Origin of the sequence: Actinacidiphila acididurans, assembly GCF_016918855.1 — a bacterium.
GTDB classification, from domain to species: domain Bacteria; phylum Actinomycetota; class Actinomycetes; order Streptomycetales; family Streptomycetaceae; genus Actinacidiphila; species Actinacidiphila acididurans.
This window is the reverse complement of the sequence record NZ_JADKYB010000035.1, coordinates 1-24,647: the sequence shown is the minus strand read 5'-3', so window position 1 is coordinate 24,647 and position 24,647 is coordinate 1. Positions and strand designations below refer to the sequence as shown.

Sequence of the window (24,647 nt, the reverse complement as noted above, 5' to 3'; positions counted from 1 at the left end):
GCTTTTTGTCACCCACCGTTGTCGTATCTTTTGCGTGCAGTAACGGTCAGGCAGTCGGGCCAACCGCGTACACTACCCGGCCACACTCGTGCAGGCTAAACGGATTTCATCCGAGCCGATTCGGGCGTGTCCGGACGTATTGTGCCGGAACGGTCGGAACCGGCGACGATTCGGCCATGGCCGGATCCATGGGGAGATGTTCCCGCTGCCTCGGGCAGGGTCAGCAGGCGCAGGAAGAACTGTGCCAGCGGGCCGATGGTGACCGCGTAAAGGACCGTGCCCACGCCCACCTGGCCGCCCAGGACGAAGCCGGCCGCCAGTACGGACACCTCGATGCCGGTACGGATCAGCCGCAGCGAGCGGCCCGTGCGGCGGTGCAGCCCGGTCATCAGGCCGTCCCGGGGGCCCGCGCCGAACCGGGCGGTGATGTAGAGGCCGGTGGCCGCACCGTTGAGGAACACGCCGGTCACCAGCAGCGGGATCCGCCAGGCGAGGGCGGAGTGCGCGGGCAGCACGGCCATGGTGGCGTCGATCGTGGCCCCGACGACCACCACATTGGACACGGTCCCCAGCCCGGGCCGCTGCCGCAGCGGCCACCACAGCAGCAGGACGGCCGCGCCGACGACAATGGAGACGGTGCCTATGCCGATCCCGGTGTGCCGGGCCAGGCCCTGGTGGAACACGTCCCACGGGTCCAGGCCCAGCCCCGCGCGGATCACCAGGGCGTCCGTCGCGCCGTACAGCACCAGGCCCGCGTACAACCGGGCCGGCCTGCCGTACGGAAGGCGCTGCGGGCGGTGGTGCGTGCCGCGGTGGTACGGGACCGGCCGGCGCCGGAAGGTGCGCCGGGCCGGCCGCAGGATCGCCCGGACGGGTGAGCGGAAGGACGGGCGGAGCGGCGCGCGGCGGAACGGGAACACGGGACCCCCTGGCGGTCGGTGGAGCGCGCATGACACTCTGTGGCCTGCATCCGGATCCGTGCAACGGCCAATCAAGGGAAGGTGGACCGATTTTTATGGCCCAGTGGACCGCGTCGGTGAGTGCGGCGCATCTGGCCCGGCTCCTCGAACCGCGCCCGCACGGCGGCGGCCGCCGCAAGCTGCCCGCCTACCGCGGGCTCGCCGACGGGGTACGGCTGCTGGTGCTCGAAGGCCGGGTCCAGGTGGCCGCCCGGCTGCCGGCCGAACGTGAACTCGCGCTCGCCCTCGGGGTGAGCCGGACCACGGTCGCGGCGGCGTACGAGGCCCTGCGCGCCGAGGGGTTCGCCCGCTCCCGGCGCGGCTCGGGAAGCTGGACCGCGATCCCCGAGGGCCACGTGCTGCCCTCGCGCAGCCTGGAGCCGCTGCCGCCGGACGCCGCCGGCACCGTGATCGACCTCGGCACCGCCTCCCTGCCCGCCCCCGAGCCGTGGCTGACCCGCGCCATGGAGAGCGCGCTGGCCGACCTGCCCGCCTACGCCGCCACCCACGGCGACTTCCCGGCCGGGCTGCCGGTGCTGCGCGAGGCCATCGCCGACCGCTACACCGCGCGCGGGGTGCCCACCATGCCCGAGCAGATCATGGTGACCACCGGCGCGATGGGCGCGATCGGCGCCGCGGCCCGGCGCACGGTCGGCTACGGCGAGCGGGTCGCGGTGGAGGCCCCCTCGTACGCCAACGTCCTGGAACTGTTCCGGGAGACCGGCGCCCGGCTGGTCCCGGTCGCGCTGCGGGAGAACCTGGCCGGCTGGGACATGGACGCCTGGCGCCGGGTGCTGCGGGACGCCGCGCCCCGGATGGCGTACGTCATGCCCGACTTCCACAACCCGACCGGCACCCTGGTCGGCGACGACCAGCGGCGCGAGCTCGTCGAGGCCGCACGGGTGGCCGGCACCGTGCTGGTCGCCGACGAGACCATGGCCGAACTCGTCCTGGACGGTCCCGAGGCGGGGGTGCGGCCGATGGCCGCCTTCGACCGCGGCGGCACCGTGATGACGGTCGGCTCGGCCAGCAAGACGGTGTGGGCGGGACTGCGCATCGGCTGGGTGCGCAGCACCCCCGACGTGGTGCGCCGCCTGGTCTCCGCCCGCGCCTACCTCGACCTCGGCTCGCCCGTGGTGGACCAGCTCGCCGTCGCCTGGCTGCTGCGCGGTGAGGTCTTCGAACAGGCCCTGGCCGCGCGCCGCCTGCGGGCCCGCGAGTGCCGCGACGACCTGGCCGCGGCCCTGCGCGCACACACCCCCGGCTGGGAGTTCACCGTGCCGCGCGGCGGCATGACCATGTGGGTGCGCACCGGCGACGTCTCCGGCTCCCGCCTGGCCGTGGCCGGCGAACGCCTCGGCGTCCGTGTCCCCTCCGGCCCCCGCTTCGGCGTGGACGGCGCCTTCGAGTCCTTCATCCGCGTCCCGTTCACCGTCAGCGGCCAGGTCGCCAAGGAGGCGGGTGCCCGGCTCGCCGAGGCCGCCGACGTCGTCCGCTCCGGCGGCGGCGCGGACGGCGAGGGGTCGGGGCTGTTCGTGGCGTAGGAATCCGGCGCCGGTTGCGGCTGGGGTGTCCCCGGCCCGCGGCCTTGTACGTACTGGTCCCACGGCTTCGGGCGGCCCTGGCTGCGCTGTCGGTCGTGGAAAGTCACCCCGGGCCGACGCGATGCCCGGGGGAACACCGGACGCCGCGGGGCCGTCCCGGCGGGCGAACGGCACTCTCCGTCAGACCCGTCCGCGCGACCGCCGCGTCGCGGACGACCGGCCTCAGCCCAGTTCCAGGTCGGCCACCGGGCGCAGGACCGCGTCGTTGCCCAGCGCGACAGGGCCCAGAGCGACGGGGCCCAGCGCCATGGGCCCGGCAAGCGGCTCAGGCGCCTCGGCGAGCCCGTCCATGCCGAGGTGCTTGACCAGGCTGACCGGGGGAGTGCCGGGGAGCAGGGCGAGGACGGCCTCGCGTTCGGCCGCCGGGGTCTCCTCGTCGTAGGGGTCGGGGGTGGCCGGGACCTGGAGCCGCAGTACCGGTCCGGTGCCCAGGCGGGCGTAGCCGCGGCCCGGCGGCACTTCCGCGGCGGGGGTGGTGCGCTGCGGGGCGCCGAGGACCGCGGCCACGTGTTCAGGGGCGAGCGCGCCGAGGACCACCCGGGCCCGGGTCTGCGCGATGACCACCGGCGCCAGCGTCTCGGTGACGTCGAGTTGGTCGGCGACCGCCACGGCCACTCCGGCGGTCCGCCCGTGCCGCAGCGGCACGTCCAGCAGCGCCTGCGGATCCGGCCGGCCCTCCGCCGCCGCGAGCTGGGTCAGCGCGGTCGGCCGGTCCACCACGATGCACAGCGGGCGGCGTACGTCCTCGGCCACCGGATGACCGGACTGCCGGGCCCGGTTGACCGCGATCAGCCGTCGCTCGGTCTCGTGCGCCGCCCACTCCAGGGTGGCCGAGGCGCCGAGCAGGCCGTCCTCGACCGCGAGCACCCCGGGCCGGCCCGCGAGGCACGCGTACTCGCCGCTGCCGCCGCCGTCCACGACCACCACGTCGCCGTGCTCCAGCGCCTGGAGCGCGATCGACCGCAGCAGGGTGGTGGTGCCGGTGCCGGGCTGGCCGAGCGCCAGCAGGTGCGGCTCGGTGGAGCGCGGGCCGGTGCGCCATACGACCGGGGGAGCGTCCCTGATCCGCGGCCCCTCGCCGAAACCCGGGCCGGCGACCGTGGCCGCGCCCGCCGCCACCGGCATCGTCCGTCCGACCGCGTCCTCGTCGGTGAATCCCAGCACGGTCTCGCCCGGAGCGGTGACGAAGCGCTGCGCGGCGACGTCGGTGGGCAGCGGCGCCAGTGCGGTGAGGGTGAGGTGGTTCTCCTCCTCGTTCCAGTCGAAGCGGTACTCCCGGCCGCGCCCGGCCTTCGCGTGCAGCAACTGCTCGACCCGGGTCCGCGAGTCGGCCTCGCCGTCGGTGAAGTACGCCGGATAGCGCAGCCGCAGCCGGGTCAGCCGGCCGTCCCGGAAGGCGTACGAGCCGAAGGCCCGCTCCCAGCTTCCGTCGTGGGCGTACAGCGGCGCCGGGTCGCCCGGGTCGGACAGGTACGGCACCAGCGCCTCGTACAGCGACTGCAGCCGCACCCCCTCGGCCTCGGTCGGGCCGCAGGTCGCCGGGCCGCGGCGCTCCCGGCCCGTCCAGGCCGCCGAGACCACCAGCGCGATCACCGCGAGGACCGGCCCGTACGGCATCACCAGCACCGCGACCAGCGCCGCCGCGGCCAGCAGCAGGGCCGGCCCGCGCCGGTCGCTCGGGGTGCGGGCCCACCACTCGGCGGCCCACGCGACCTGCCGGCGCATGCCCCTGACGACGGTGACCACCGGGTGCAGCACGTCGGAGGCGCCGTCGGCGGCGGTACGCGCGAGCTCGCGGCCGCGGACCAGCGCCGGGCGGCGCTCGAGAACGGGGGGAAGGGGACGCCTGGCCACGGATGCTCCACGGGTCGTTCGGGCGGGGTCTCGTGCGTACGTGGGGGAGGGGCGCGCGGCGGTACGGGACCGGGCCCGGCGCGGGCGGACGGCGCCGGGCCCGTGACGCCCCCCGCGCCGGCGCTAGATCCGCAGCCCGCCGATCAGGTTGGCCAGGCTCGCGCCGCCCGCCCGGATGCTCGGGGCGATGGCGGACCCGGCGAGGTAGAAGCCGAAGAGGGCGCAGACCAGGCCGTGGGACGCCTTCAGGCCGTCCTTGCGGAAGAACAGGAACACGATGACGCCGAGCAGCACGACGCCGGAGATGGACAGGATCATGGGCTCTTCTCCTGGGTGATGGGGACGGTCACCATGAGTTCTTCCAGGGTCACAAAAAGTAAAAGGCCGCGCTCGGTGGCAAATGGGTGATTCATCACGAAGTTGCACCAAGGGGGTGAGGTGGCGGGCGCTGCCGTACGGCCCGGCGCCGCGCCACGGCCGGACCGCCGCCCCTGCCGCGGCTTTACGCCCAGCCACACGCCGCCACCGGCCGAACGGGTGAGGGGCCCGATGCGGTGTTGACGGGCCGCCGGGGTGACCCGGGGCGCCCGGTGGGCGGTGGGGGAGGATGGCCGGGTGCAGTTGACCCCGATCACCTGGCCCAAGCTGGCCGAGGCGCTCGCCGAGCGGGTGGCCACGACCGATCCGCCCGGACCCTGGTGGCGCCTCGCCGTGGACGGCGCCCCCGCCGCCGGCACCGCCGACCTCGCCGACGCGGTGGCCGCGGCCCTGCCGGCCCTCGGCCGGCCCGCACTGCGCGTGCGCGCCGCCGACTTCTGGCGCCCCGCCTCCATCCGGCTGGAGTACGGCCACGAGGACGTCGACGCGTATTACCAGTTGTGGCTGGACACGGGTTCGCTGCGCCGCGAAGTCCTCGACCCGCTCGGCCCCGGCGGCACCGGCAGCGCCCTTCCCTCCCTGCGCGACCCGGTGACCGACCGCTCCGTCCGCGCCTACCGCGTCCAACTTCCCCCCGGCGGCGTCCTCGTCCTCGACGGCCCCCTCCTCCTCGGCCAGGGCCTCCCCCTCGACCTCACGGTCCACCTGCGTCTGTCGCGCCCCGCCCTGACCCGCCGCACCGCCCCCGCCGATCACTGGACCCTCCCCGCGTACGACCGCTACGCCCGCGAGGTCCTTCCGGAGGAGACCGCGGATGTGCTGGTCCACGCGGATGATGCGCGGCATCCGGCGTGGACGGGGTGACCCTTCCCCCACGTGGCGCGGGTCGCCACCGGTCCAACGGGGCAGTTGCTGTCGCATCCGGGCCACCGGCCGTATGTGGTTGCTCGCGCCCACGCGGCGCCGGCCGCATATCAAACACAGCCCCGCGCCCCTGCGGGGCGCTCCCGGCGAACCGCCCGCCGCCAGGCGGGCCTTGGGGGCACTTCCGGCGAACCGATCACCCGTCACCGTGCCCCCGGTAGGGGGCGGTAGAGGGTCACCTTGCCCTGGAGGAGGGGGCCCCGCTAGCGTCCGGGAATACCATGACTGTCGCCATCGCGCCGCTGACTGCCGAACACATACCTCTGGCCGTACAGCGGTACGACCGCTGGTTCGCCCGGGCCCGTCGGCCGCCTTCGCAGCGGTCCTGGTTGGCGGACGGGCCGGTGCGGGGCGAGGAGTTGCTCGGCAAGCTGCATTCGGTGCCCGGGCTGGAGGCGTGCCGGGCGATGGACGCCGACGGGGTGATGATCGGGCACTTGGCCGCGGTGCCGGTGGATCTGGGGCCCGGGGACCCCGCGGCACTGCGCACGCACCCGCGTTCGGCCCTGATCCCGCACGGCGGGCACGCGCTGCCGTCGGGCCGGGAGAGCGAAGTGCTGCGCTCGCTGTACGCACGGGTCGCGGAGCGGTTGGTCGCCGACCGGCGCCTGGTGCACTACGTGGACGTGCCGGCCGGAGAGGGCGCCACCACGCCCTGGTCGGACCTGGGGTTCGGCCGGGAGCTGGTGTACGGCCTGATGGCGGTCAAGGCCCGCGGCCGGCAGCCGCGCGGCGTGGAGGGCCTGGGCATCCGCCGGGCCGGCCCCGGCGACCTGCCGCAGATCGGCAGGATGGCCGCCGACTCCGCCCGCCGCCAGCGCGGCGCGGCGATGTTCCAGCCGCAGCCCGAGGAAGCGCTCGCCGCCCTGCGGCTGCACTACACCGACGCCCTCGCCGACCCGCGCTGCGGAGCCTGGATCGCCTCCCGCCGCGGCGAGGAGATCGGCATGGTCGTCGTGGTCCCGGCCACCGCCGACCCGGTGGTCCCGGACTCCTGCGTGGAACTGGCCGAGGCGTACGTCGAGCCCGCCGCGCGCGGCGAGGGCATCAGCCGGGTGCTGCTGGCCACCGCGCTGGCCTGGGCGTACGACAACGGGCACCGCTACATCTCCGCGCGCTGGCACTCCGCCTCGCCGCTGGCCGCCGGGCACTGGCCGGCCGTCGGCTTCCGGCCGGTCGCCTACCGGCTCAGCCGCACGCTGGACGCCCGTATCGGCGGCCGGCCCGGGACCTGGTGACCCGCTGTCCGACAGCGTTCCGGCAAATCCCCAAGTAGGGGCTTAATTCGGACATTTGATGGTGATGCCGCTCACGTTCCGTTCGGCGCGTGAGCGGCATCACGGGGTCGAAGCGGTGTGTCCCCGCGCCCTCGCCCGCTGTGACGGCAAAGGGCCGTTTCTCACCCGGCGCCCACCGGTCGTATGCGCACGGTGAGGACACCGGCCACGCAAAGGATCCCGTGGTACGACGGCCGGTCACGACGAGGCAGCCGGAAAAAACGGGTCATGTCCCGATTGGTTGCCCCCCGATCAGGCATTCGTCTAGCTTCCTGTGCGGCGGGCCGGATGCCCGCTCTCCCTCTGCCGGGCGGATCGCCGAATCCTGCCGCCGTCCGGGCACGGATCAACGGATCATTCGACCAACCGCACGGCAGGAGCGGGGGACCCAGGTAAGCCGCCGTCCCGGGACATCACCGGACGGCTCGGGGTGAAGCCATGGCCGGCGCGCGCCGCGCACGGCCACCGGACCGCCGGTACCGCCGGACCACCGACCATGGCCGGGCATCTCCTGCCCGAATCCGACAGCTCACCTCGCAGGCGCAGGAGAGGACACATCCATGCCCGCAAAGGGACAGCATCGCAAGCCCCGCAGCCTGAGCAGCCGCCTCACCCGTATCTTCCTGGTCGCCGGCACCGGCGCCGCCGCGATAGCCGTGCCGCTGACCGTCACCGGCCACGCCTCCGCCGCCGAACCCGCCGCGGCCCGCGCCACGGCCCCGGCCGCCGCCACCGCGAAGCCCGCCGCCGAGTACGTCGCCAACCCGGCCGTACTTCAGACCACCGCCGGCGCCGCCGCCAAGCCCGTCGTCAAGCCGGTCGCGGCCACCACCGACACCGGCTGGACCAAGCCGGTCGACAGCGCCGCCATCGGCACCCCCTACCACCAGGCCGGCAGCCACTGGTCCAGCGGCTACCACACCGGCGTGGACTTCCTGGTGTGGACCGGCACCCCGGTGCACTCGGTCGCCGCCGGCACCGTGATCCACGCCGGCTGGGACGGCGCGTACGGCAACGACGTGATCGTCCAGCACGCCGACGGCAAGTACACCCTGTACGGCCACCTGTCCCAGGCGGAGGTGTCGGCCGGCCAGACCGTCACCGAGGGCCAGCAGATCGGCGTGTCCGGCGCCACCGGCAACGTGACCGGCCCGCACCTGCACTTCGAGGTCCGCACCACGCCGTACTACGGCTCGGACGTCGACCCGGTCGCCTACCTGGCCTCGCACGGCGTCACCGTCTGACCCGTCGGTCCGCTACGGATCCCCGCACCCCGCCGCCCCCTCACTGCCAGGAGGGGGCGGCGGCCGTGCGCCTGCTACCCGAACAGCGCGGCCAGCTCGCCCCGGGAGACCACGCCCAGCTTCGGATACGCCTTGTACAGGTGGTAGCCGACGGTCCGCGGGCTGAGGAAGAGCTGCGCCGCGATGTCCCGGTTGGACAGGCCCCGCGCGGCCAGCCGTACGATCCGGTACTCCTGCGGGGTCAGCCCGGCCTCCTCCGCGACCGGCCGCGACGCCTGATGTTCCGTCACCGGGCCTCCGGCCGCGGCCAGTTCGGTTCGGGCCCGGTCCGCCCACGGCGGCGCGCCCAGCCGTTCGAAGACCTCCAGGGCGCCGCGCAGCTGCTCGCGTGCCTCGCTCTTGCGCCGCGCCCGGCGCAGCCACTCGCCGTACAGCAGCGCGGTGCGCGCCGTCTCCATCGCCCGGCCGTGCGGGTCGTGCGCCGCCAGCGCCTCGGTGAAGTACGCCTCCGCGTCCGCCTCGCCGGCCAGCAGCGCCCGGCAGCGCGCCAGCAACGCCCGGGCCCAGCCCTGCCCGCACCACGTCGTCCACCGTTCGAACCGGGCGAACGCCTCGCCCGCCCGCTCCGGCGCACCGAGCCGCACCGCGGCCTCCACCAGGTCCGGTACACCGCGGGTGGCCGAGACGTGGTGGCGTACCGACGGCTCGGACAGCACGGCCAGCCGGTCCAGCGCGGCCTGGGCGCGGCCCAGGCCCAGGTCCAGCAGCGCCTGCGACCAGTGCGCCCAGGGCGCGCCCGGCGCCATCGCGCCGCCGGCCCCGGCCGACAGCGCCAGGTCCACGTACCGGCGGCACTCCTCCTGCTCGCCGCGGACGGCCGCCACGTACGCCAGCGCCCCGGCGAGCTGGCTCACCCACTGCCCCTGCCCGGTGTCCCGGGAGATCCGCAGCCCCTCGCCGGCCGTCGCGCGCGCGTCGTCGAAGCGTGCCTGGAAGATCTCCGCCTCGGCGTGGAAGAACAGCAGCGTGGCCAGCCGCCCGATGCCGCCGCTGTCCCGGCTCTCCGCGATCAGCGCGGTGGTCAGTTCGTACGCCGGGACGTCCTGGCCGAGCGCCAGGCCCACCCCGCACAGCATCATCAGGTCCCGCGGGGCCGGCCGCCGGTCCGGTACGGCCACCGCGCCCAGCTCCGGCGGCGGCTTCGCGGCGGCCCCGGGCCCGAGCGCGCCCACCAGGAACTCCGCGACCGGCCGGATCGGCGCGTCGCCCGGCAGCCGCAGCGCCGCCAGCCGGCCCACCGTCCCGGCCACCTCCTCGGCCCCCACGTACCAGGCCGTGTGCGTCGCCTGCACCAGCATCCGCGCGGCCCGCTGCGGATCCGCTTCCGCCGCCAGGCCGGCGCCCTCCGTCAGCAGCCGGTGCGCGGCCGGGAACGCCCCTTCCCAGAAGTCCGCGAGCCCGCGCACCTGGAGGGCACGGGCCCGCTGCACGTCCCGCCACGCGGGGCCTTCGCCGGGTACCGACCCGGCCGCGGCGGACAGCGCGTCGGCCGCCTGGCCGGCGAAGCCGCGGGCGCGCGGGAGCTGGCCGGCCTCGGAGGCGGACTCGGCGGCCAGCAGCAGGCGTTCGACGCGGGCGGCGGGATCGGTGCTCAGGCGGGCGGCCCGTTCGTACGCGGCCATCGCCGCCGCCTGTCCGCTCCGGAGCCGGGCGCGTTCGGCGGTGTGCTGGAGGGCGGCGGCCACCGCCTCGTCGGGGCCGGTGGCCGCCGCCGCGAAGTGCCAGGCGCGATGGTCCGGGTCGGTGGCCGGGTCGGCCGCCTCGGCCAGGGCCCGGTGGGCGGCGAGCCGTGCGGGCAGCGGGGCGCGCTGGTAGATCGCGGCCCGCATCAGCGGATGCCGGAACCGCAGCCGGTCCTCCTCGTCCACGAACACCAGCCCCGCCTCCTCGGCCGGCGGCAGGTCCGCCACCTCCACCCCGAGGGAGCCCGCGGCCCGGACCAGGATGTCCGGGTCCCCGGTGTGATCGGCCGCGGCGATCAGCAGCAGCGTCCGCGTGGCCGGCGGCAACGTGCCGGCCCGGCCGTGGAAGGCGTCCCGCAGCGTGCTGGTCAGCGGCAGCGCTCCCGGCCCGGCGAGCGTGTCCGGGGTGCCCTCCGGCCCGGTACCCAGCACCCGCGGCAGCTCCAGCAGGGCCAGCGGATTGCCCTGCGCCTCGGCGAGCACCCGGCTCCGTACGGCATCGGGCAGCGCGCCGCCGTGCTCGGTGAGCAGGGCCGCGGCGTCGGGGTCCGCCAGCGGCCCGAGGCGCAGCTCCGGCAGGCCCGGGGCCGGGAAGGCGCCCGGCTCGTCGCGGGCGGCGACCAGCAGCGCGATGCCCTCCGCGTCCAGCCGGCGGGCCGCGAAGACCAGCGCGTCCGCGGAGGCCCGGTCCAGCCATTGCGCGTCGTCCACCACGCACAGCAGCGGGCCGTCGCCCGCGTGGTCCGCCAGCAGCGACAGCACCGCCAGCCCCACGAACATCGGCTCCCCCGCGGCACTTGGGCCCAGCCCGAACGCCCCCTCCAGCGCCCGCCGCTGCGGCTCCGGCAGCGCGGGAAGCGAGCCCATCGCCCTGCGCAGCAGCAACTGCAACCCCGCGTAAGGGAGTTCCGCCTCGAACTCCACCCCCGAGCCGCGCAGCACCCGCACTTCTTCGGCGGCCGCCGCCACGGCCTGCTCGAGCAGGGCGCTCTTGCCGATCCCGGCGTCGCCGCGCACCACCAGCACGCCGCTCCGCCCTTCCCGGGCGCCGGTCAGCAGCGCGGTGATCTTTTGGGTTGCCGCCTCGCGTCCGTACAACATGCTCATCGTTTTACCGGGCTCGCCTTGCGGGGGTTGAGCTTGAGGGCGGGTATGGGGCGTGCGGGGCTTCCCGCGCCCCTGGGTATTCCGGGCGTGACCTGCTTCCGATACGGCTGACGCCGCGTCGGCGCGCCCGGCCGGGTGGGCCCGACGGGCAGCACGCATACGGAGCGGGCCGTGCCCGGAGTACCCAAGGGGCGCGGGGAACTGCGCGACAAGCCCACCACCACCTGCAGATCGCCACCCACCGACAGGGGCAGACGCTGCCGCCCCGGCCCCACACACCTGCCCCGACCCTGCCAAGGGTCAGGACTGGCCCAACCCGAGCCGGATCGCGGCCTCCACCGAGGAATACGCGCCGTCAGGGCGGTCCAAGGACAGGGGCGCGGCCGGGTACAGGGGAGGCTGGGCGAGAAAGCGGGGGCGGGTGCCGTGGTGGGGTTGGGCGGCGTGGACCAGGAAGGGATGGCAGAGATAGACATCGCCGGGGTGGCCGGTGGCGAGAGCGAGGGGGCGGTGGGCGGAGGCCGCCGTGAGCGCGGGGGCCAGGGCGAGGCCGGAGACGCCGTCCTCGCCGTAGGGGGCGAGCAGGGGCGGGATGTCCAGGTGGGAGCCGACCCGGATGCGGGTCGGGGCGTCGTCCTCGGTCACCTCGGTGAACAGGAACAGCATGAGCAGCGCCCGGCCGCGTGAGTGCAGATTGGTGAAGTACCAGGTGGCACCCTCGGGAAGATAGCTGCCCTCGACGTGCCAGCCCGCGTCGTCCGGCTCCACCGGGTGCGGGAAACGCAGCGGGAAGGAGCCCAGCGACGGTCTCGGCACCCACCGGCCCGGACCCACCAGAAGGTCGAACGCGGCATGCAGCGCAGGAGTGTTGGCGGCGGCCACGAACGGCGGCTGCGCCATGTCGAAAACCCACCGCACCGGTTCGGTCCAGGTGCCCGGATCCTCCGGGTCGCACCCAATCTCCCGCCACAGCAACTCCGCGCACTCCCGCGCGATCTCCGCCGGAAAGGCCCCCGCCACCTTCACGAACCCGTCCCGCAGGAAGGCATCCACCATCGCCCGCTCGTCCGCAGTCGTCACCGGGGGATCATGACCCGCCACAGTGGCGGAGGCGAACGAATTTCCGTCCGCGGCCCGGCCGTAGGCGGCAAGGCGGCCCCGAAGCTCAGCTCTCGCCCGGGAGGGTGCCGTGCACCGTGCGGAGGAAGGTGGCGTTGTCCGGGGTGTGGCGGAGGCGGTCCAGGAGGACGTCGGCGGCGGAGTGGGGGTCGCGGGCGGCGAGGGCTCGGCGCAGGCCGCGGGTGACGGTCAGTTCGGGGGCGGGGAGGAGAAGTTCTTCGCGGCGGGTGCCGGAGCGGGTGAGGTCGGCGGCGGGGAAGACGCGGCGTTGGGCGAGGGCACGGTCGAGGTGGAGTTCCATGTTGCCGGTGCTCTTGAGCTCTTCGTAGTAGTAGTCGTCGGCCCGGGAGCCGGTGTCGATCAGGGCGGTGGCGAGGATGGTGAGGGAGCCGCCCTCCTCGGCGGCTCGGGCCGCGCCGAAGAACCGCTTGGGGCCGAGCAGCGCGGCCGCGTCGACGCCGCCGCTGAGGGTACGGCCGCTGCCGCCCGCGGTGTTGTGGGCCCGGCACAGGCGGGTGAGGGAGTCGAGCAGGATCACCACGTCCTGGCCCCGCTCCACCAGCCGCTTGGCGCGTTCCACGGCGAGTTCGGCGAGCGCGATGTGCTGCTTGGCCGGCCGGTCGAAGGTGGAGGCGATCACCTCGCCGCGCACCCCGCGACTCATGTCGGTGACCTCCTCGGGGCGTTCGTCGAGCAGCAGCACCATCAGGTGGACCTCGGGATGGTTGGCGGCGATCGCCGCGGCGATGTGCTGCAGCAGGACGGTCTTGCCGGCCTTGGGCGGTGCCACGATCAGCCCGCGCTGGCCCTTGCCGACCGGCGTCATCAGGTCGATCAGCCGGCCGGCCAGTGCGCCGGAGCCGGTCAGCGCCGGGCTCTCCAGCCGGAGCCGGCGGGTGGGGTGCAGCGGTGTCAGGTCCGCGAAGTGCGGGCGGCGCTCGCCGGGCGGCCGGCCGCCCACCGCGAGGACGTCCCCGAGGGCGCCGGATGCGGTGACCAGGCCGGTCACTTCGTCGCCCGGGCGCAGCCCGTGCGCCCGGATCCGCGCCTGCGGTACGGCGACGTCGTCGGGCGCGGGCAGCAGCCCGGGGCCCCGCAGCCGGCCCTGGCCGCCGGTGATGTCCAGCACGCCGCTCACCTGCCGGGCGGGCGCGCCGTCCCGGCCGGCGGAACGCGTCGGACGGTCGAGTGTTTCGGTCATGAACGAGTCCTTTCCCGGCGGGGTGTCCCGAGGGGGAGTCCGGCCGGAAGGGGAGAGGCGCGGCAGAGGGCCGCGCGGGAGAACGCGCCCGGACACAGCGCCCGGGAACACGGGGAAGGGATGTGCGGCGCGAGCGGAAGAGTCACGCTCCGCGTACCGCGGACAGCACCGCCAACCGCGGTGCGGGTGAATCCGGCGGTCCCGGTGGCCGACAGAGCCGGACCGGACGCCGGTGACGAGGGTGCTTTCGTACGACACCACGGCCCGTGCCGCCGACAGGACGTACCCATCCGTCAACGGCAGGACATACGGAAAGCCGGGCGGAATTCAGCCGATTCGAGCCGTACGAGAAAGGCCCGCAGACAGGGACTCAGGTGCCGAGTAGAGGCACAGACTTATGCGTCCCTGACTTTAGTGTAGCACACCCGGCCCGGACAGTCGGGCCGACAAGGGCGCACACCCCGCCCACCGCGGGTCCGCCCGGTGCGAACCCGCGGCAAACGGGCTCGCTCATTCCACCTCGATGCCGTGCTCCTGCACGAGTTCCACCAGGCCGCCCGGGCCCTGGTAGCCCTTCCCACCGGGCACGAAGTTCCAGTCGCCGCCAGGGCGTTTGCGGAACGAACCGAGGATCAGGGCGGTCTCGCCGGGCCGGCCGTCGGAGACCTCCAGCCGGTCGATCTCGGCGCCGGAGGGGTCGGTGAGCCGGATCCGGGCGCCGGTGAAGCCGGACAGGTCGGCGTCCGGGTTCACCGCCGGGTCGATCGCGGCAAGGAGCACCAGCCGGTCCGCCCGGTCCGGCAGCCGCTCGAAGTCCACCCAGAGCGCGGCCTTGTCCTCGCCGAGCGCCGGCATCATCCGTACGCTCCCGTCGGGCGTGCGCGGATTGTTGAAGAACACGAAGTGGTCGTCGCCCAGCGCCCGGCCGCCGCGGCACACCAGCGCGCACACGTCCAGCCGTACCGGCCCCTGCCACCACAGGCCCAGCACGCTCGCGTCGGGCTCGTCGTCCGGGCTTGCGGTGGCGGGCCGCGCCGCCGCGTCCGCGCCGGCCGGGGCCGGCCCCAGCCGTCCGGCCAGCCCGTGCTGGTGCAGGAGTTCCACCAGTTCGGTGCCGGACACCAGGGTCAGCGGCTTGCCGTTGGCGAAGGCGTAGGAGGTCGGGCCGAAGCCGGAGGTGGTGATCAGCACGCCTTTGTTGGCGCCGGTGCTCTGCACGGTCCCGAACAGGTCCCTTACGTATCCGGGATTCACCGTATTTCGGTAACGCTTGACCTGCACCGCTATCTTCCCGCCCCGGATCGGGTCGGGGTCGAGCGCGTCCACGTCCACCCCGCCGTCGCCGGACCGCACGGTGGTGACCGCCTGCATCCCCATCGCCCGGAACAGCTCGGCGACCAGCTCCTCGAACTCCAGCGGGTCCATGGCCAGCAGGTCCGGTTCCTCGCCGCCGCCGTGCGAGACCGCCGTCCGCCCGCTCTCGCCGGGCAGCCGCACCGGGGCGACCCCCACCCGCTTGTCCGGCCGCGCCGACAGCTCGCCGCCCAGCCCCTCGACCAGGCAGTCCACCGGATTGACCCGGGACAGGTTCACCGCGGTGAAGACCTCCCGCGAGGTCAGCACCGAGGCGAGGAAGACCGGGCTGCGGTGGCCGGTGGCCGGGTCGGTGTCGTTCACGAAGCCGCTGAGCAGCACCGAGTCCAGCAGCTCGAAGTGGTCGGCGGCGAACAGGTCGCGCAGCACCAGCAGCATGCACTGGGCCACCAGGTCGCGGTAGGCGGTACGGCGCTCGGCGGCCGGCCGCGGCACCTCCTTGTCCCGGTCGGCGGTCGGCATGTAGCGCACCTCGGCCGCCTCCGGCACCGCCGCGTACGCCGGCAGCTCCCAGGTGAGCACCAGCCGCCGCTCCGGCGGCTCGAAGGACGCCGACACCTGCCGGGGCAGGCCCTCCGGCCAGGCCGGCGATGCGTAGAGCGCCGCCGTCAGGTACTCCTCCACCGCCTCCGGGTCCCGCCGCTCCAGCGCGGCCAGCGTCTGCCGAACCCCCGCGTTGTGCCGGCGTATGTCGGCCAGCCGCTGCTCGGCCCAGCGCCGGTATTCCTCACGGTAGGCGGCGAGCTGTTCCTGGCGCCGGCGCTCGGCCGCGCCGGCCGCGGCCAGATCGCGCTCGTACGCGGCCCGGGCCTGGCGCTCCTCGGGCCGGCCCCAGCCGGACTGCCGGCCGAGCCCGTACATCTCCGGTCGCGGCATGACGACCGGCTCGGCGAGCCGGCCCGGTGCGAAGGGCGCCAGTTCCTCGGACGCGTACATCGCCTCCGGCGCGAACGCCGGCGCCCGCACCCCGGCCCGCAGCAGCCCGGTCAACTCGCTGAAGCGCTCGTCCAGTTCGGCGGTGCGCCGACGGGCGTCCTCCTCCCGGCGGGCCCGGTAGGCGGCCTTCTCCTCCTGCCGGCTGCGGGCCTGCGCCCGTTCGGCGGCCCGCCGCTGCCGCTGCTGCTCCCGCTCGGCCTGCGCCCTGGCCCTGCGCTGCGCCTCCGTCTGCCGTTGCTGCTGGCGCTGGATCTCGGCCCAGGTGGACACAAGTCCGGGAGGACGACGGCTCATGCGGGAACGGCTTCCTTTCGGCGAGGCCTCGGCGCACGGCCGGCGTCAACTGCCGGACGGCCGAGGGTACTGCCGACAATACGGCCACGTCACCGCCTGTGTCCCGGCGCATCCGCAGCCCGCTCCCGCCGGCGGCTCAACCGGCCTTCGCCGAGTGCCTGCGCCGCAGCACCACCACCGACACCACCGCCGCCAGCACCAGGGCGCCGCCCACGTACCAGGCGGTCGGCGACGTGCCGCTCGCCGACCCGGTCGGCGCGGGGGCCGGCGCCGGTGAGGACGGCGCCCGTCGCGGCGCGGCCGGCGCATGCCGCGGCGCGGGCGGCAGCTGCACGGCGGCCGGCACCGCGTTCAGCGTGCCGACCGGCTCGGTGCTGCCCGCCGCGTCGAACCCCCAGTCCAGCAACGCGCTCGCCTCCCGGTACACCGCCTGCCTGATCCCCGACTGCGGGTTCATCACCGTCACGATCAGCGTCCGCCCGCCCCGCCGCGCCGCCGCGATCAGCGTGTTGCCCGCGTTCGTGGTGTAACCGTTCTTCACCCCGATGAGCCCCGGATACGGCGTCACCCCCTGCGCCCCGGTGAGCAGCCGGTTGGTGTTCTGGATGTTGTACGACGGCACGCACGTCCCCTGCCCGTCGCACCCCCCGGGGAAGTCCGCCGTCGCCGTCGACACGTACCGCGCGAAGTCCGGGTTCGCCAGCCCCGCCCGCGCGAACAGCGCCAGGTCGTACGCCGAGGTCACCTGCCCCGGCATGTCGTACCCGTCCGGCGAGACCACATGCGTGTCCAACGCGCCCAGCGTCCGCGCCTTGGCCTGCATCTGCTCGACCGTCTTCGCCACCGAACCGTTCATGTGCGCCAGCACATGCACCGCGTCGTTCCCCGAGCTCAGAAAGACCCCGCGCCACAGGTCGGCCACCGTATAGCTCTGCCCGGGCTGCACCCCCACCATGCTGCTCCCCTCGCCGACCCCCACCAGGTCCGCGTCGGTCACCACATGTCTCGTCCCCCCGGGAAACCGCGGCAGCACCGTGTCCGCGAACAGCGTCTTCAGCGTCGACGCCGGCGGCAGCGCCCGATGCGCGTCCTTCGCTGCCAGCACCTCACCCGTCCGCGCGTCCGAGACCAGCCACGACAACGCCGACAACCCGTCGGGCAACTCCGGCGTCCCGTCCCGCGGCAACACCTGCACCCCTTCCTCGCCCAGCAACTCCCCCCCGACCGCCCCCTGCGCCACCGCCGGGGCCGCACCCCCACCCTGCCCCGACCCGCTGTCCCCGTCCGCCGCCACCGCGACCACGGGCAGCGCGGCCAGACAGCACCCTGCCGCCACCACGGCAACACCACTCACACGACCACGTTTCCGCGAGGAAGTCATGCGGCCCACGCTAAGAACGCCACCGGCACCCGGCACGAGATCCCCACCCATCCCGGTGACGGCCCCATTTCCGGGGCTGGAGCAAGGATCTGACCCGGCATTCGCAAGTGCCGACCGGACAGAGACAGACACCGTTCGGACGGAGCGACCCGGCGGGACCGGCACCGTTCGGATGAAGTCACCTGGCAGGGACCCGGCACGTCCGGATGAAGTCACCTGGCAGGGACGGCCACCGTTCGGATGGCAGGAGGGGCCGGAGGGGTGGGGGTCCGAAATGGTGACTTATATTTGTGGGCCGCCAGGCCCGTAAATATGAGATTTCGGACCCCCACCCCGCAGGCCCCGACCCTGGCCCCGGCACCCCCGGGCACCACACGGAAGACCCGAACCTACCCCCCGCCCGGCAAGTGCAGCACAAACTCGTCGTGGGCATGCTCCCCGCCCACCCCGTCCGCCTCGCTCAACGCCTTCCGCAGCGCCCGCAAGTGCCCCACGTTCATCTCCAGCGGCACCTCGTCCGGCTGATACGTCGCCCCCGCCGGGTACGCCACACCCTCCACCGCGCTCATCTCGACGTGACAGCCCAGCAGGTGCGTGACCGGATGCCGCTCGCAGAACGCCAGCAACCGGTCCACCGTCGCCGTATAGGAAGGCAGATCCCGTACGTAGAGGTGCCCCGGATAAAGGGTGTCGCCGGTGAACAGCAACCCGGTCCGCCGGTCGTGGAAGACCGCCGCCGCGTCCTCGTGCCCGGGCCCGGGAATGACGTCCACCACCCGCCGCCCCAGATCCAGCGCGGCGCCGCCCTCGGGCCAGTCCGGCAGCCCGAAGAAGTCCGCCACCGCGTCCGGCCCGGCCCCGACCACGACCGTGCCGGGCCGCCCGGTGAACTGCCCGTCGGCCGCCACATGATCCCCGTGACCGTGCGTGTGCGCGACGACCAGGCCGTACGAGGGATGCGGATGCAGGTCCAGCCAGTCGGCCACGGCCCGGTCCACCACCTGCCGCAGCGGGAAGTACGCCGGGTCCGCGGTGGCCCCGGTGTCCAGCAGCAGCGCCCGTTCGGCCCCGAGCAGCAGGAACATGAAGGGCGCCTCGAAGTGCACCGACATGTTCTGCCGCAGGATCAGCGTGCTCTCGTCGTACGCGTGCACCTGGATCGGCGGCGCCGGATCGTGCCGGGCCGACGGCCACCCGGCGTGCCAGCGCACCCCCAGCCGCCCGCGCCCCGGCCACCCCTTGGTCCCGTCCATCCCCGCACACTACGCCGCGCGCCCGCGTCGCGACCGCACCGCCTCCGCGGGGGTCACCGCCCTGTCGCCGGGCCCGCGCTCACCCCGCGTGCGGCTCCCCGAACCCGGCCACCGAGGCGAGCAGCCGGTAGGACTCCAGCAGCTCCTCGCGGTCGTACGTACTGGTCGTCACCAGGTATTCGTCCGCCGCGCTGCGGGTCAGCAGCGACTCCAGCGTCTTGGCCACGTCCTCCGGGGCGCCGTGCACGTGCCCGGTCAGCGCCTCCTCGTACCGCTGCCGTTCCGGGCCGGTCATGGCGCGGGCCGCGATGGCCGGGTAGGGGGCCAGCGGCGGGAAGGCGCCGTGGGTGCGGGAGTACGCGAGGGACCAGGCCTCGCCCGCGAGCAGCCGCCGGGCCCGCTCGCCGTCGGCGGCCACCGCGACCGTGCCGGAAAGCACGACGTACGGCTGGGCCGCCCAGGGGGAGGGGCGGAAGGCGGCGCGGTAGCGGTCGACCGCCCGAAGCATCGCGTCCTCGCCGCGCACCGCGCCGACCACCAGCGGCAGCCCGAGCCGCGCGGCGAGGTCCGCGCCGCTGCCGGTGGCCAGCAGGAAGGGCGCCGGGCGCAGCCCCTCGGCGGGCCAGGCGTGCACCTGGAGGTGGACCCGCTGGCTGCCGGTGAACCAGCCGAGCAGCTCCGCGACCTGGTCGCCGAATTCGCCGGCCGCGTCCTTGCCGCGGCCCAGCGCCTTGCGGATGCCGTCGGTGAAGCCCACCGAGCGGCCCAGTCCCATGTCGATCCGCCCGGGGAACAGCGACTCCAGCACCCCGAACTGCTCGGCCACCACGAGTGGCTGATGGTTGGGCAGCATCACCCCGCCGGTGCCGACCCGGATCCGCGAGGTGGCCGCGGCGACGGCGGCGGCCAGCACGGTCGGGGCGGAGCCGGCCACCCCGGGCACGCTGTGGTGCTCAGAGACCCAGAACCGGTGGTAGCCCAGCGCCTCGATGCGGCGGGCGAAGTCCACGGTGTCCCGCAGCGCCTCCGGCCCGTCCCGCCCCTCCCGGGTCCGGGACCGGTCGAGCACGGAGAACGGCGTGTCGCGCAGTACGGAACTCACCTTCGTTCCAACACCGGCCCGCCGCCCTGATTCCCGGCTGCGCACGGTGACCGCTCGGGCACTCTTGTGGTACGGGTTGCCGCGGGCCTACGCTTTGGCCCGCCCGGGCAATCGGGCGGCAGGCAGGCCCCGCGCGGCCCGGCAGGGCGGCGGGCGGTCCCGGAGAGGACTCTTGTCATGGCCTTACGCGGACGCCACCGCCGATACCGCCCGAGCCGTGTCTCGCAGGCTTCGCTGACCGTCACCGCGTCGGGCGCCGGGCTGGCGCTGCCGCTGGTCGGCCTGAGCACCGCCCACGCGGCCGGCGCCGGGGTCTGGGACAAGGTCGCCAAGTGCGAGTCCTCCGGCAACTGGAGCACCAACACCGGCAACGGCTACTACGGCGGGCTCCAGTTCACCTCCAGCACCTGGAAGTCCTTCGGCGGCACGGCCTACGCGGTGCGCGCCGATCTGGCCAGCAAGAACCAGCAGATCGCGGTGGCCGCGAAGGTGCTGCGCAGCCAGGGCCCGGGCGCCTGGCCGGTGTGCTCGGTGCGCGCCGGGCTCACCCGGGAGGCGGCGAGCGCCTCGCACATCGTGGCCGTCCCCGCCGAGAAGCTACGCCCGGCCGCCCACCGCACCGCCGCGAAGACCACCACGCACACGGCGCACCCCGCCGCCCACCACACCGCGCACCCCGCGCCCGCCCACCCCGGCTCCGGGCACGCGCCGGTGGGGGAGCGGTACACGGTCGCCAAGGGAGACACGCTCTCCGGCATCGCCGCCGACCACAAGGTGCACGGCGGCTGGCCCCGGCTCTACGCCGACAATCGCGCCGTGGTCGGTGACGACCCCGACCTGATCATGCCCGGCGAGCGGCTCGCGCTCGCCGCCCCGAAGGCACCGGCCAAGCCCGGCACCGCCGGGGCCGAGACCGCCGTGCGGACCGCGCCCAGGACCAGGCCCGCCGCCCGGCCCGCGGCGAAGCCCGCCGCGAAACCGTCGGGCGGCACCCGCACCCTGGAGAAGCACACCGCGCACACCGCCGCCCCGGTGCGCACCGGATACTCACTGCCCGTCGAGCACGCGCCCATAGGGACGCCGTACCGCGAGGCCGGCAGTAGCTGGGCCAGCGGCTACCACACCGGGGTGGACTTCCTGGTCTCCACCGGCACCGCCGTCCACGCGGTCGCCGACGGCACAGTGGTCACCGCCGGCTGGGGCGGCAGCTACGGCTACCAGGTGGTGATCCGGCACGCCGACGGGCACTTCAGCCAGTACGGGCACCTGTCGCAGATCTCGGTGAAGGCCGGCCAGCGGGTCAACGAGGGCCAGCGGATAGGGCGTTCCGGCGCGACCGGCAACGCGACCGGGCCGCACCTGCACTTCGAGATCCGTACCGGGCCGGTCTACGGCGACGACATCGACCCGCTGCGGTACCTGCGGGCTCACGGCGTGTCGGTCTGATCCGACCCCTCGGGCCGCTCTTTTCGGGCCGGCCGGGCTGTTCGTTCGGGCCGGCCTGTCCGTTCCGGCCGGGCTTCGTCGCCGGACGGTCCGGGTCCGGCGGGCGCCGACGCGTCCGGGGCGCCGTCCGTGCGCCGGCGGCCGTTTTCCCGGCGGGCCGCCACGTACGCCATGAACGGCAGGGTCGCGCTCAGCCAGAAGCCGGCGAACAGCCAGCCGCCGAGCACGTCGGTCGGCCAGTGCACGCCCAGGTACACGCGGGTGCAGGCGACGGCGAGCGCGACCAGCCACCACGCCCCGGCCAGCAGCCGCCCGCGCCGGCCGGGCAGGAACCGCAGCAGACCCCAGGTCAGCAGCCCGGCGGCGATCGCGCTGGAGGAGGTGTGGCCGGAGGGGAAGGCGTGGCCCGAGGCCTGCGCCGCCCAGTCCGCCATCGGCGGCCTGGACCGGTGCAAAGCCGTCATCAACCCGGTGCGCACCAACTGCCCGACGAGCAGCACGACGACGGCCAGCAGGGCGAGCGGGACACCGCGCCGGAACCGGGCGCCCGCGCCGCCACCGCTCCCGGCCGCCGCGTCGCCCGTACGCCCGCGGTCCGTGCCGTACGTGCTCGCGCCCGGCCTGCCGATCGCAGCCGCCCCCGCGAGCCAGCCGCCGAGCACGGCCACGATCGGGGGGAACACGCCGGTGCCCAGGTGGGTGATCACCCGGGCGGCGGTCGCGGCGGCGTGCGGACGGTGGGCGACCGACCAGTGGTGCGGGCCGGTGTCGATGCCGTACGGGGAGCCGTGCCGGGCCAGCACGATCCAGGCCAGCACCGCGAAGGCCACGGCGAAACCGGCCGGGAGCAGCAGTCGCGGCCAGGGCGCGCGGACGGTCATCCGGCCACCTTCCCCCGGGGGACGCGGGTCCGCCCGGCACATGATCTGTCTACAACTCTGTAGTCAGACTACGCCGGACGGACCCTTCGCCGTGGGACGCCGTTGCGGCGGCGCCGCTGGTGCGGTGTTACGGGCGGGGTGTTACGGGCGCTGCACCGGCACGTTGTCGTGCACGCGCTTGGGGTCGGTCACCGCGAACGGCGCGAGCACCTCCTCGATCCGGGCGAGCAGGCCGGCGTCGAGCTTGACGCCGGACGCCTTGACGTTCTCCGCGACCTGCTCGGGCCGGGAGGCGCCCACGATCGCCGCGGACACGTTGGGGTTCTGCAGCACCCAGGCGACGGCGAGCTGCGCCATGCTCAGTCCCGCCTCGGCGGCGAGCGGCTGGAGGGACTGCACGCCCGCCAGCAGGTCGTCGCGCATCCAGCGGCTGATCATGTTGGCGCCGCCCTTGTCGTCGGTGGCGCGCGAGCCGGCCGGCGGCTGCTGGCCCGGCAGGTACTTGCCGGTCAGCACGCCCTGCGCGATCGGCGAGAACACGATCTGGCCCAGGCCCAGTTCCTCGCTGGTGGGGACGACCTCGCCCTCGATGATCCGCCACAGCGCGGAGTACTGCGGCTGGTTGGACACCAGCGGGATGTGCAGTTCGCGGGCGAGCGCGTGGGCCCGGCGGATCTGGTCGGCGGTCCACTCCGAGACGCCGATGTAGTGCGCCTTGCCCGAGTGCACGACGTCGGCGAACGCCTCCATCGTCTCCTCGAGCGGGGTGAACCGGTCGTAGCGGTGGGCCTGGTACAGGTCGACGTAGTCCGTCTGCAGCCGGCGCAGCGAGTTGTCGATGGACTCCCTGATGTGCTTGCGGGACAGGCCGCGGTCGTTGTGCCCGGGGCCGGTGGGCCAGAACACCTTGGTGAAGATCTCCAGGCCCTCGCGGCGCTCGCCCTTCAGGGCGTTGCCGAGCACCGACTCGGCCCGGGTCTGGGCGTAGACGTCGGCCGTGTCGAAGGTGGTGATGCCCGCGTCGAGGGCGGCGCGCACGCAGGCGGTCGCGGCGTCCTCCTCGACCTGGGAGCCGTGGGTGAGCCAGTTGCCGTAAGCGATTTCGCTGATGATCAGGCCGCTGCGGCCGAGGTGACGGTATTCCATGGTGATCGACTCTAATCGCGGCCCGTGCCGCTGCCGAGAGCAGGTGCGAGGTGGGTACGGGGCAAGTGCGGGCAGGTCAGCGGCGCGGGCTGATCAGGAGGAAGGGCTCGCCGTCGCGGGTGCGGTGGTCGGTGGCCTGCCAGCCGCGGTCGGCCAGCAGGGCGGCCATCCGCAGCAGCGGGCCGGTGCCGTCCGGCCCGGTCCAGCCGGCCCGGGCCGTGTCCGGTTCCGGCCCCTCGGTGACCGTGTAGCCGGCCCGCTCCGGCCGGGCCGGCGGGCACCCGGTGGCCTCCAGCGCCAGGCACACCGCGTGCACGCAGCGGTCCTTCTCCCAGGGCGCCGGGCGGTCGGCCGCGCCGTCCATCAGCACCCGCCGGATCTGCAGCAGCCCTTCCCAGGCCGCGGCCACCTCGGCCGCCCGGCGCGGCGAGGGCGCGACCTTCCCGCTCCCGTCGTCCGCGACGAACCCCCCGCCCTGCTCCCGCACCGGCTCCTGCGCCGGCTCCCGGTCCTTCCCGGCCCCCTTCGCCGCGAGCTCGGCCCTGACCCGCCGCCCCTCCGACGTCAAGTAATACGCATGGTGCCCCCCGCGCCCGTGCGGCACCGCCAGCCCCGCCGCCACCAGCCGCAGACACACCTCCACCCGAGCCCCCAATCGCCCGGTCCCCTCATCCGCCCCCACCACCGCGGCCCGCTGCGCCCCCGTCAACCCCTTCCCCATACCCGCACCCTACCTATCCCCTCCGACAGCCCCGCCCTGATGCCCCGCCCGCGAGGCCCGGGCGAACAGGTCGATGGTGACCGCAAGCGGATGAGGTGGCCGGTGTCTACGGGGGGCAAGCCGTCGGCAGTGCGAAGCCCGCCCCGGCCTCCGCCTTGCCCGCCCCGACGCAAGCACGCACCCCCTGCCCCGCAGCCAGCCGTGCCGATTTCCCGGGCCTGCCCCCTGGGCCCACGGCGCCGTAGGCCAAGGGCAAGGGCACCCCGTCCCCCAACTCAAGCTCCAGCCTCCCCGCGCGCCGCAGGCAAAGCGCTCGCCGCGACCTCCCCCGGCCCACTCGCCCGAGCTTGACCCCTTCCCCAGCCGCGCCGCAGGCGAAGGGCACACTCCCCGGCTAACCGCCGGATGCCCTGCCCGTGCCGCAGGCAAAGCCTCCCTGTCCCCCTGGCCCACCCCCTCGGGCCCGAGCTCTTCCCCAGCCGCGCCGCAGGCGAAGGGCACACTCCCCGGCGTACCGCCGGATGCCCCGTCCGCGCCGCAGGCAAAGCCTCCCTGTCCCCCCCGCTCACCCGCTCGAGCCCAAGCTCTTGCAGGGCGGCGCCGCAGGCGAAGGGCACACTCCCCGGCTAACCGCCGGAGGCAGGAGTCTGGGAAAAGGCGGGGAGTGGGGCGGGCGGAGGCGGGGGGAGGGGGAGGGGGCCTTT

At 74.8% G+C, this 24,647-nt stretch carries 18 protein-coding genes; 5 read left to right on the top strand and 13 right to left on the bottom strand.

Annotated features, from left to right (window positions below; all coding sequences use genetic code 11):
- Positions 1-95: 95 nt before the first annotated feature.
- Entirely contained in the window at positions 96-761 is a 666-nt protein-coding gene (gene yczE, locus ITX44_RS38420) for a membrane protein YczE (protein ID WP_236062423.1), read from the bottom strand.
- A gap of 254 nt (positions 762-1,015) precedes the next feature.
- On the opposite strand from yczE, the gene yczR reads away from it, so the two are divergent.
- Positions 1,016-2,503, top strand: coding sequence for a MocR-like transcription factor YczR (yczR, locus tag ITX44_RS38415; RefSeq protein ID WP_205364190.1), 1,488 nt, complete (start codon positions 1,016-1,018; stop codon positions 2,501-2,503).
- A 222-nt stretch (positions 2,504-2,725) separates the two neighbouring features.
- On the opposite strand, the gene ITX44_RS38410 is transcribed toward yczR, so the two are convergent.
- Both ITX44_RS38410 and ITX44_RS38405 read right to left on the bottom strand, forming a co-directional pair.
- On the bottom strand, positions 2,726-4,417 hold the full coding sequence (locus ITX44_RS38410; protein WP_307795681.1) for a hypothetical protein: 1,692 nt from the start codon (positions 4,415-4,417) through the stop codon (positions 2,726-2,728).
- A gap of 123 nt (positions 4,418-4,540) precedes the next feature.
- Positions 4,541-4,735 (bottom strand): hypothetical protein, encoded by a 195-nt coding sequence (locus tag ITX44_RS38405; RefSeq protein WP_205364188.1) that lies wholly within the window; start codon positions 4,733-4,735, stop codon positions 4,541-4,543.
- 297 nt (positions 4,736-5,032) lie between these two features.
- On the opposite strand from ITX44_RS38405, the gene ITX44_RS38400 reads away from it, so the two are divergent.
- The 3 genes from ITX44_RS38400 (at position 5,033) to ITX44_RS38390 (ending at position 8,240) form a co-directional block, all read left to right on the top strand.
- Complete coding sequence (locus ITX44_RS38400; RefSeq protein WP_205364186.1) at positions 5,033-5,659, top strand: nucleoside/nucleotide kinase family protein; 627 nt, start codon at positions 5,033-5,035, stop codon at positions 5,657-5,659.
- Between the two features lie 281 nt (positions 5,660-5,940).
- On the top strand, positions 5,941-6,957 hold the full coding sequence (locus tag ITX44_RS38395; protein WP_205364184.1) for a GNAT family N-acetyltransferase: 1,017 nt from the start codon (positions 5,941-5,943) through the stop codon (positions 6,955-6,957).
- 599 nt (positions 6,958-7,556) lie between these two features.
- Complete coding sequence (locus tag ITX44_RS38390) at positions 7,557-8,240, top strand: M23 family metallopeptidase (RefSeq protein WP_205364182.1); 684 nt, start codon at positions 7,557-7,559, stop codon at positions 8,238-8,240.
- A 74-nt stretch (positions 8,241-8,314) separates the two neighbouring features.
- On the opposite strand, the gene ITX44_RS38385 is transcribed toward ITX44_RS38390, so the two are convergent.
- The 7 genes from ITX44_RS38385 to ITX44_RS38355 form a co-directional block, all read right to left on the bottom strand.
- Entirely contained in the window at positions 8,315-11,083 is a 2,769-nt protein-coding gene (locus tag ITX44_RS38385; RefSeq protein WP_205364181.1) for an ATP-binding protein, read from the bottom strand.
- Positions 11,084-11,389: 306 nt separating this feature from the next.
- Positions 11,390-12,145, bottom strand: coding sequence for a phytanoyl-CoA dioxygenase family protein (locus ITX44_RS38380; protein ID WP_205364278.1), 756 nt, complete (start codon positions 12,143-12,145; stop codon positions 11,390-11,392).
- Positions 12,146-12,254: 109 nt separating this feature from the next.
- Positions 12,255-13,409: a transcription termination factor Rho gene (rho, locus tag ITX44_RS38375; RefSeq protein WP_236062417.1), complete on the bottom strand. Its 1,155-nt coding sequence runs from the start codon at positions 13,407-13,409 to the stop codon at positions 12,255-12,257.
- A 510-nt stretch (positions 13,410-13,919) separates the two neighbouring features.
- Complete coding sequence (locus ITX44_RS38370) at positions 13,920-16,013, bottom strand: restriction endonuclease (protein ID WP_205364179.1); 2,094 nt, start codon at positions 16,011-16,013, stop codon at positions 13,920-13,922.
- A 136-nt stretch (positions 16,014-16,149) separates the two neighbouring features.
- On the bottom strand, positions 16,150-17,367 hold the full coding sequence (locus ITX44_RS38365; protein ID WP_307795680.1) for a D-alanyl-D-alanine carboxypeptidase family protein: 1,218 nt from the start codon (positions 17,365-17,367) through the stop codon (positions 16,150-16,152).
- Between the two features lie 416 nt (positions 17,368-17,783).
- Positions 17,784-18,647, bottom strand: a complete 864-nt coding sequence (locus ITX44_RS38360; protein WP_205364177.1) for an MBL fold metallo-hydrolase — start codon at positions 18,645-18,647, stop codon at positions 17,784-17,786.
- 79 nt (positions 18,648-18,726) lie between these two features.
- Entirely contained in the window at positions 18,727-19,749 is a 1,023-nt protein-coding gene (locus tag ITX44_RS38355; protein WP_205364176.1) for an LLM class flavin-dependent oxidoreductase, read from the bottom strand.
- A gap of 177 nt (positions 19,750-19,926) precedes the next feature.
- On the opposite strand from ITX44_RS38355, the gene ITX44_RS38350 reads away from it, so the two are divergent.
- Positions 19,927-21,195, top strand: coding sequence for a peptidoglycan DD-metalloendopeptidase family protein (locus ITX44_RS38350; RefSeq protein WP_205364175.1), 1,269 nt, complete (start codon positions 19,927-19,929; stop codon positions 21,193-21,195).
- Here ITX44_RS38350 and ITX44_RS38345 read toward each other — a convergent pair.
- From ITX44_RS38345 to ITX44_RS38335, 3 genes are all read right to left on the bottom strand, one after another.
- Positions 21,177-22,076 (bottom strand): phosphatase PAP2 family protein, encoded by a 900-nt coding sequence (locus tag ITX44_RS38345; RefSeq protein ID WP_205364173.1) that lies wholly within the window; start codon positions 22,074-22,076, stop codon positions 21,177-21,179. The genes ITX44_RS38350 and ITX44_RS38345 overlap by 19 nt on opposite strands.
- Before the next feature lie 141 nt (positions 22,077-22,217).
- A complete protein-coding gene (locus tag ITX44_RS38340) occupies positions 22,218-23,222 on the bottom strand; it encodes an aldo/keto reductase family protein (protein ID WP_205364166.1) in 1,005 nt (334 codons plus the stop codon).
- Between the two features lie 76 nt (positions 23,223-23,298).
- On the bottom strand, positions 23,299-23,790 hold the full coding sequence (locus tag ITX44_RS38335; protein WP_205364164.1) for a hypothetical protein: 492 nt from the start codon (positions 23,788-23,790) through the stop codon (positions 23,299-23,301).
- Between the last annotated feature and the right edge of the window lie 857 nt (positions 23,791-24,647).

What these genes read in the sequence shown, in the direction of transcription:
- yczR (WP_205364190.1), top strand. Translation starts at nt 1,016, where the DNA reads ATGGCCCAGTGGACCGCGTCGGTGAGTGCGGCGCATCTGGCCCGGCTC.
- ITX44_RS38405 (WP_205364188.1), bottom strand. Translation starts at nt 4,735, where the DNA reads ATGATCCTGTCCATCTCCGGCGTCGTGCTGCTCGGCGTCATCGTGTTC.
- ITX44_RS38395 (WP_205364184.1), top strand. Translation starts at nt 5,941, where the DNA reads ATGACTGTCGCCATCGCGCCGCTGACTGCCGAACACATACCTCTGGCC.
- ITX44_RS38390 (WP_205364182.1), top strand. Translation starts at nt 7,557, where the DNA reads ATGCCCGCAAAGGGACAGCATCGCAAGCCCCGCAGCCTGAGCAGCCGC.
- ITX44_RS38385 (WP_205364181.1), bottom strand. Translation starts at nt 11,083, where the DNA reads ATGTTGTACGGACGCGAGGCGGCAACCCAAAAGATCACCGCGCTGCTG.
- ITX44_RS38380 (WP_205364278.1), bottom strand. Translation starts at nt 12,145, where the DNA reads ATGGTGGATGCCTTCCTGCGGGACGGGTTCGTGAAGGTGGCGGGGGCC.
- rho (WP_236062417.1), bottom strand. Translation starts at nt 13,409, where the DNA reads ATGACCGAAACACTCGACCGTCCGACGCGTTCCGCCGGCCGGGACGGC.
- ITX44_RS38370 (WP_205364179.1), bottom strand. Translation starts at nt 16,013, where the DNA reads ATGAGCCGTCGTCCTCCCGGACTTGTGTCCACCTGGGCCGAGATCCAG.
- ITX44_RS38360 (WP_205364177.1), bottom strand. Translation starts at nt 18,647, where the DNA reads ATGGACGGGACCAAGGGGTGGCCGGGGCGCGGGCGGCTGGGGGTGCGC.
- ITX44_RS38350 (WP_205364175.1), top strand. Translation starts at nt 19,927, where the DNA reads ATGGCCTTACGCGGACGCCACCGCCGATACCGCCCGAGCCGTGTCTCG.
- ITX44_RS38345 (WP_205364173.1), bottom strand. Translation starts at nt 22,076, where the DNA reads ATGACCGTCCGCGCGCCCTGGCCGCGACTGCTGCTCCCGGCCGGTTTC.
- ITX44_RS38340 (WP_205364166.1), bottom strand. Translation starts at nt 23,222, where the DNA reads ATGGAATACCGTCACCTCGGCCGCAGCGGCCTGATCATCAGCGAAATC.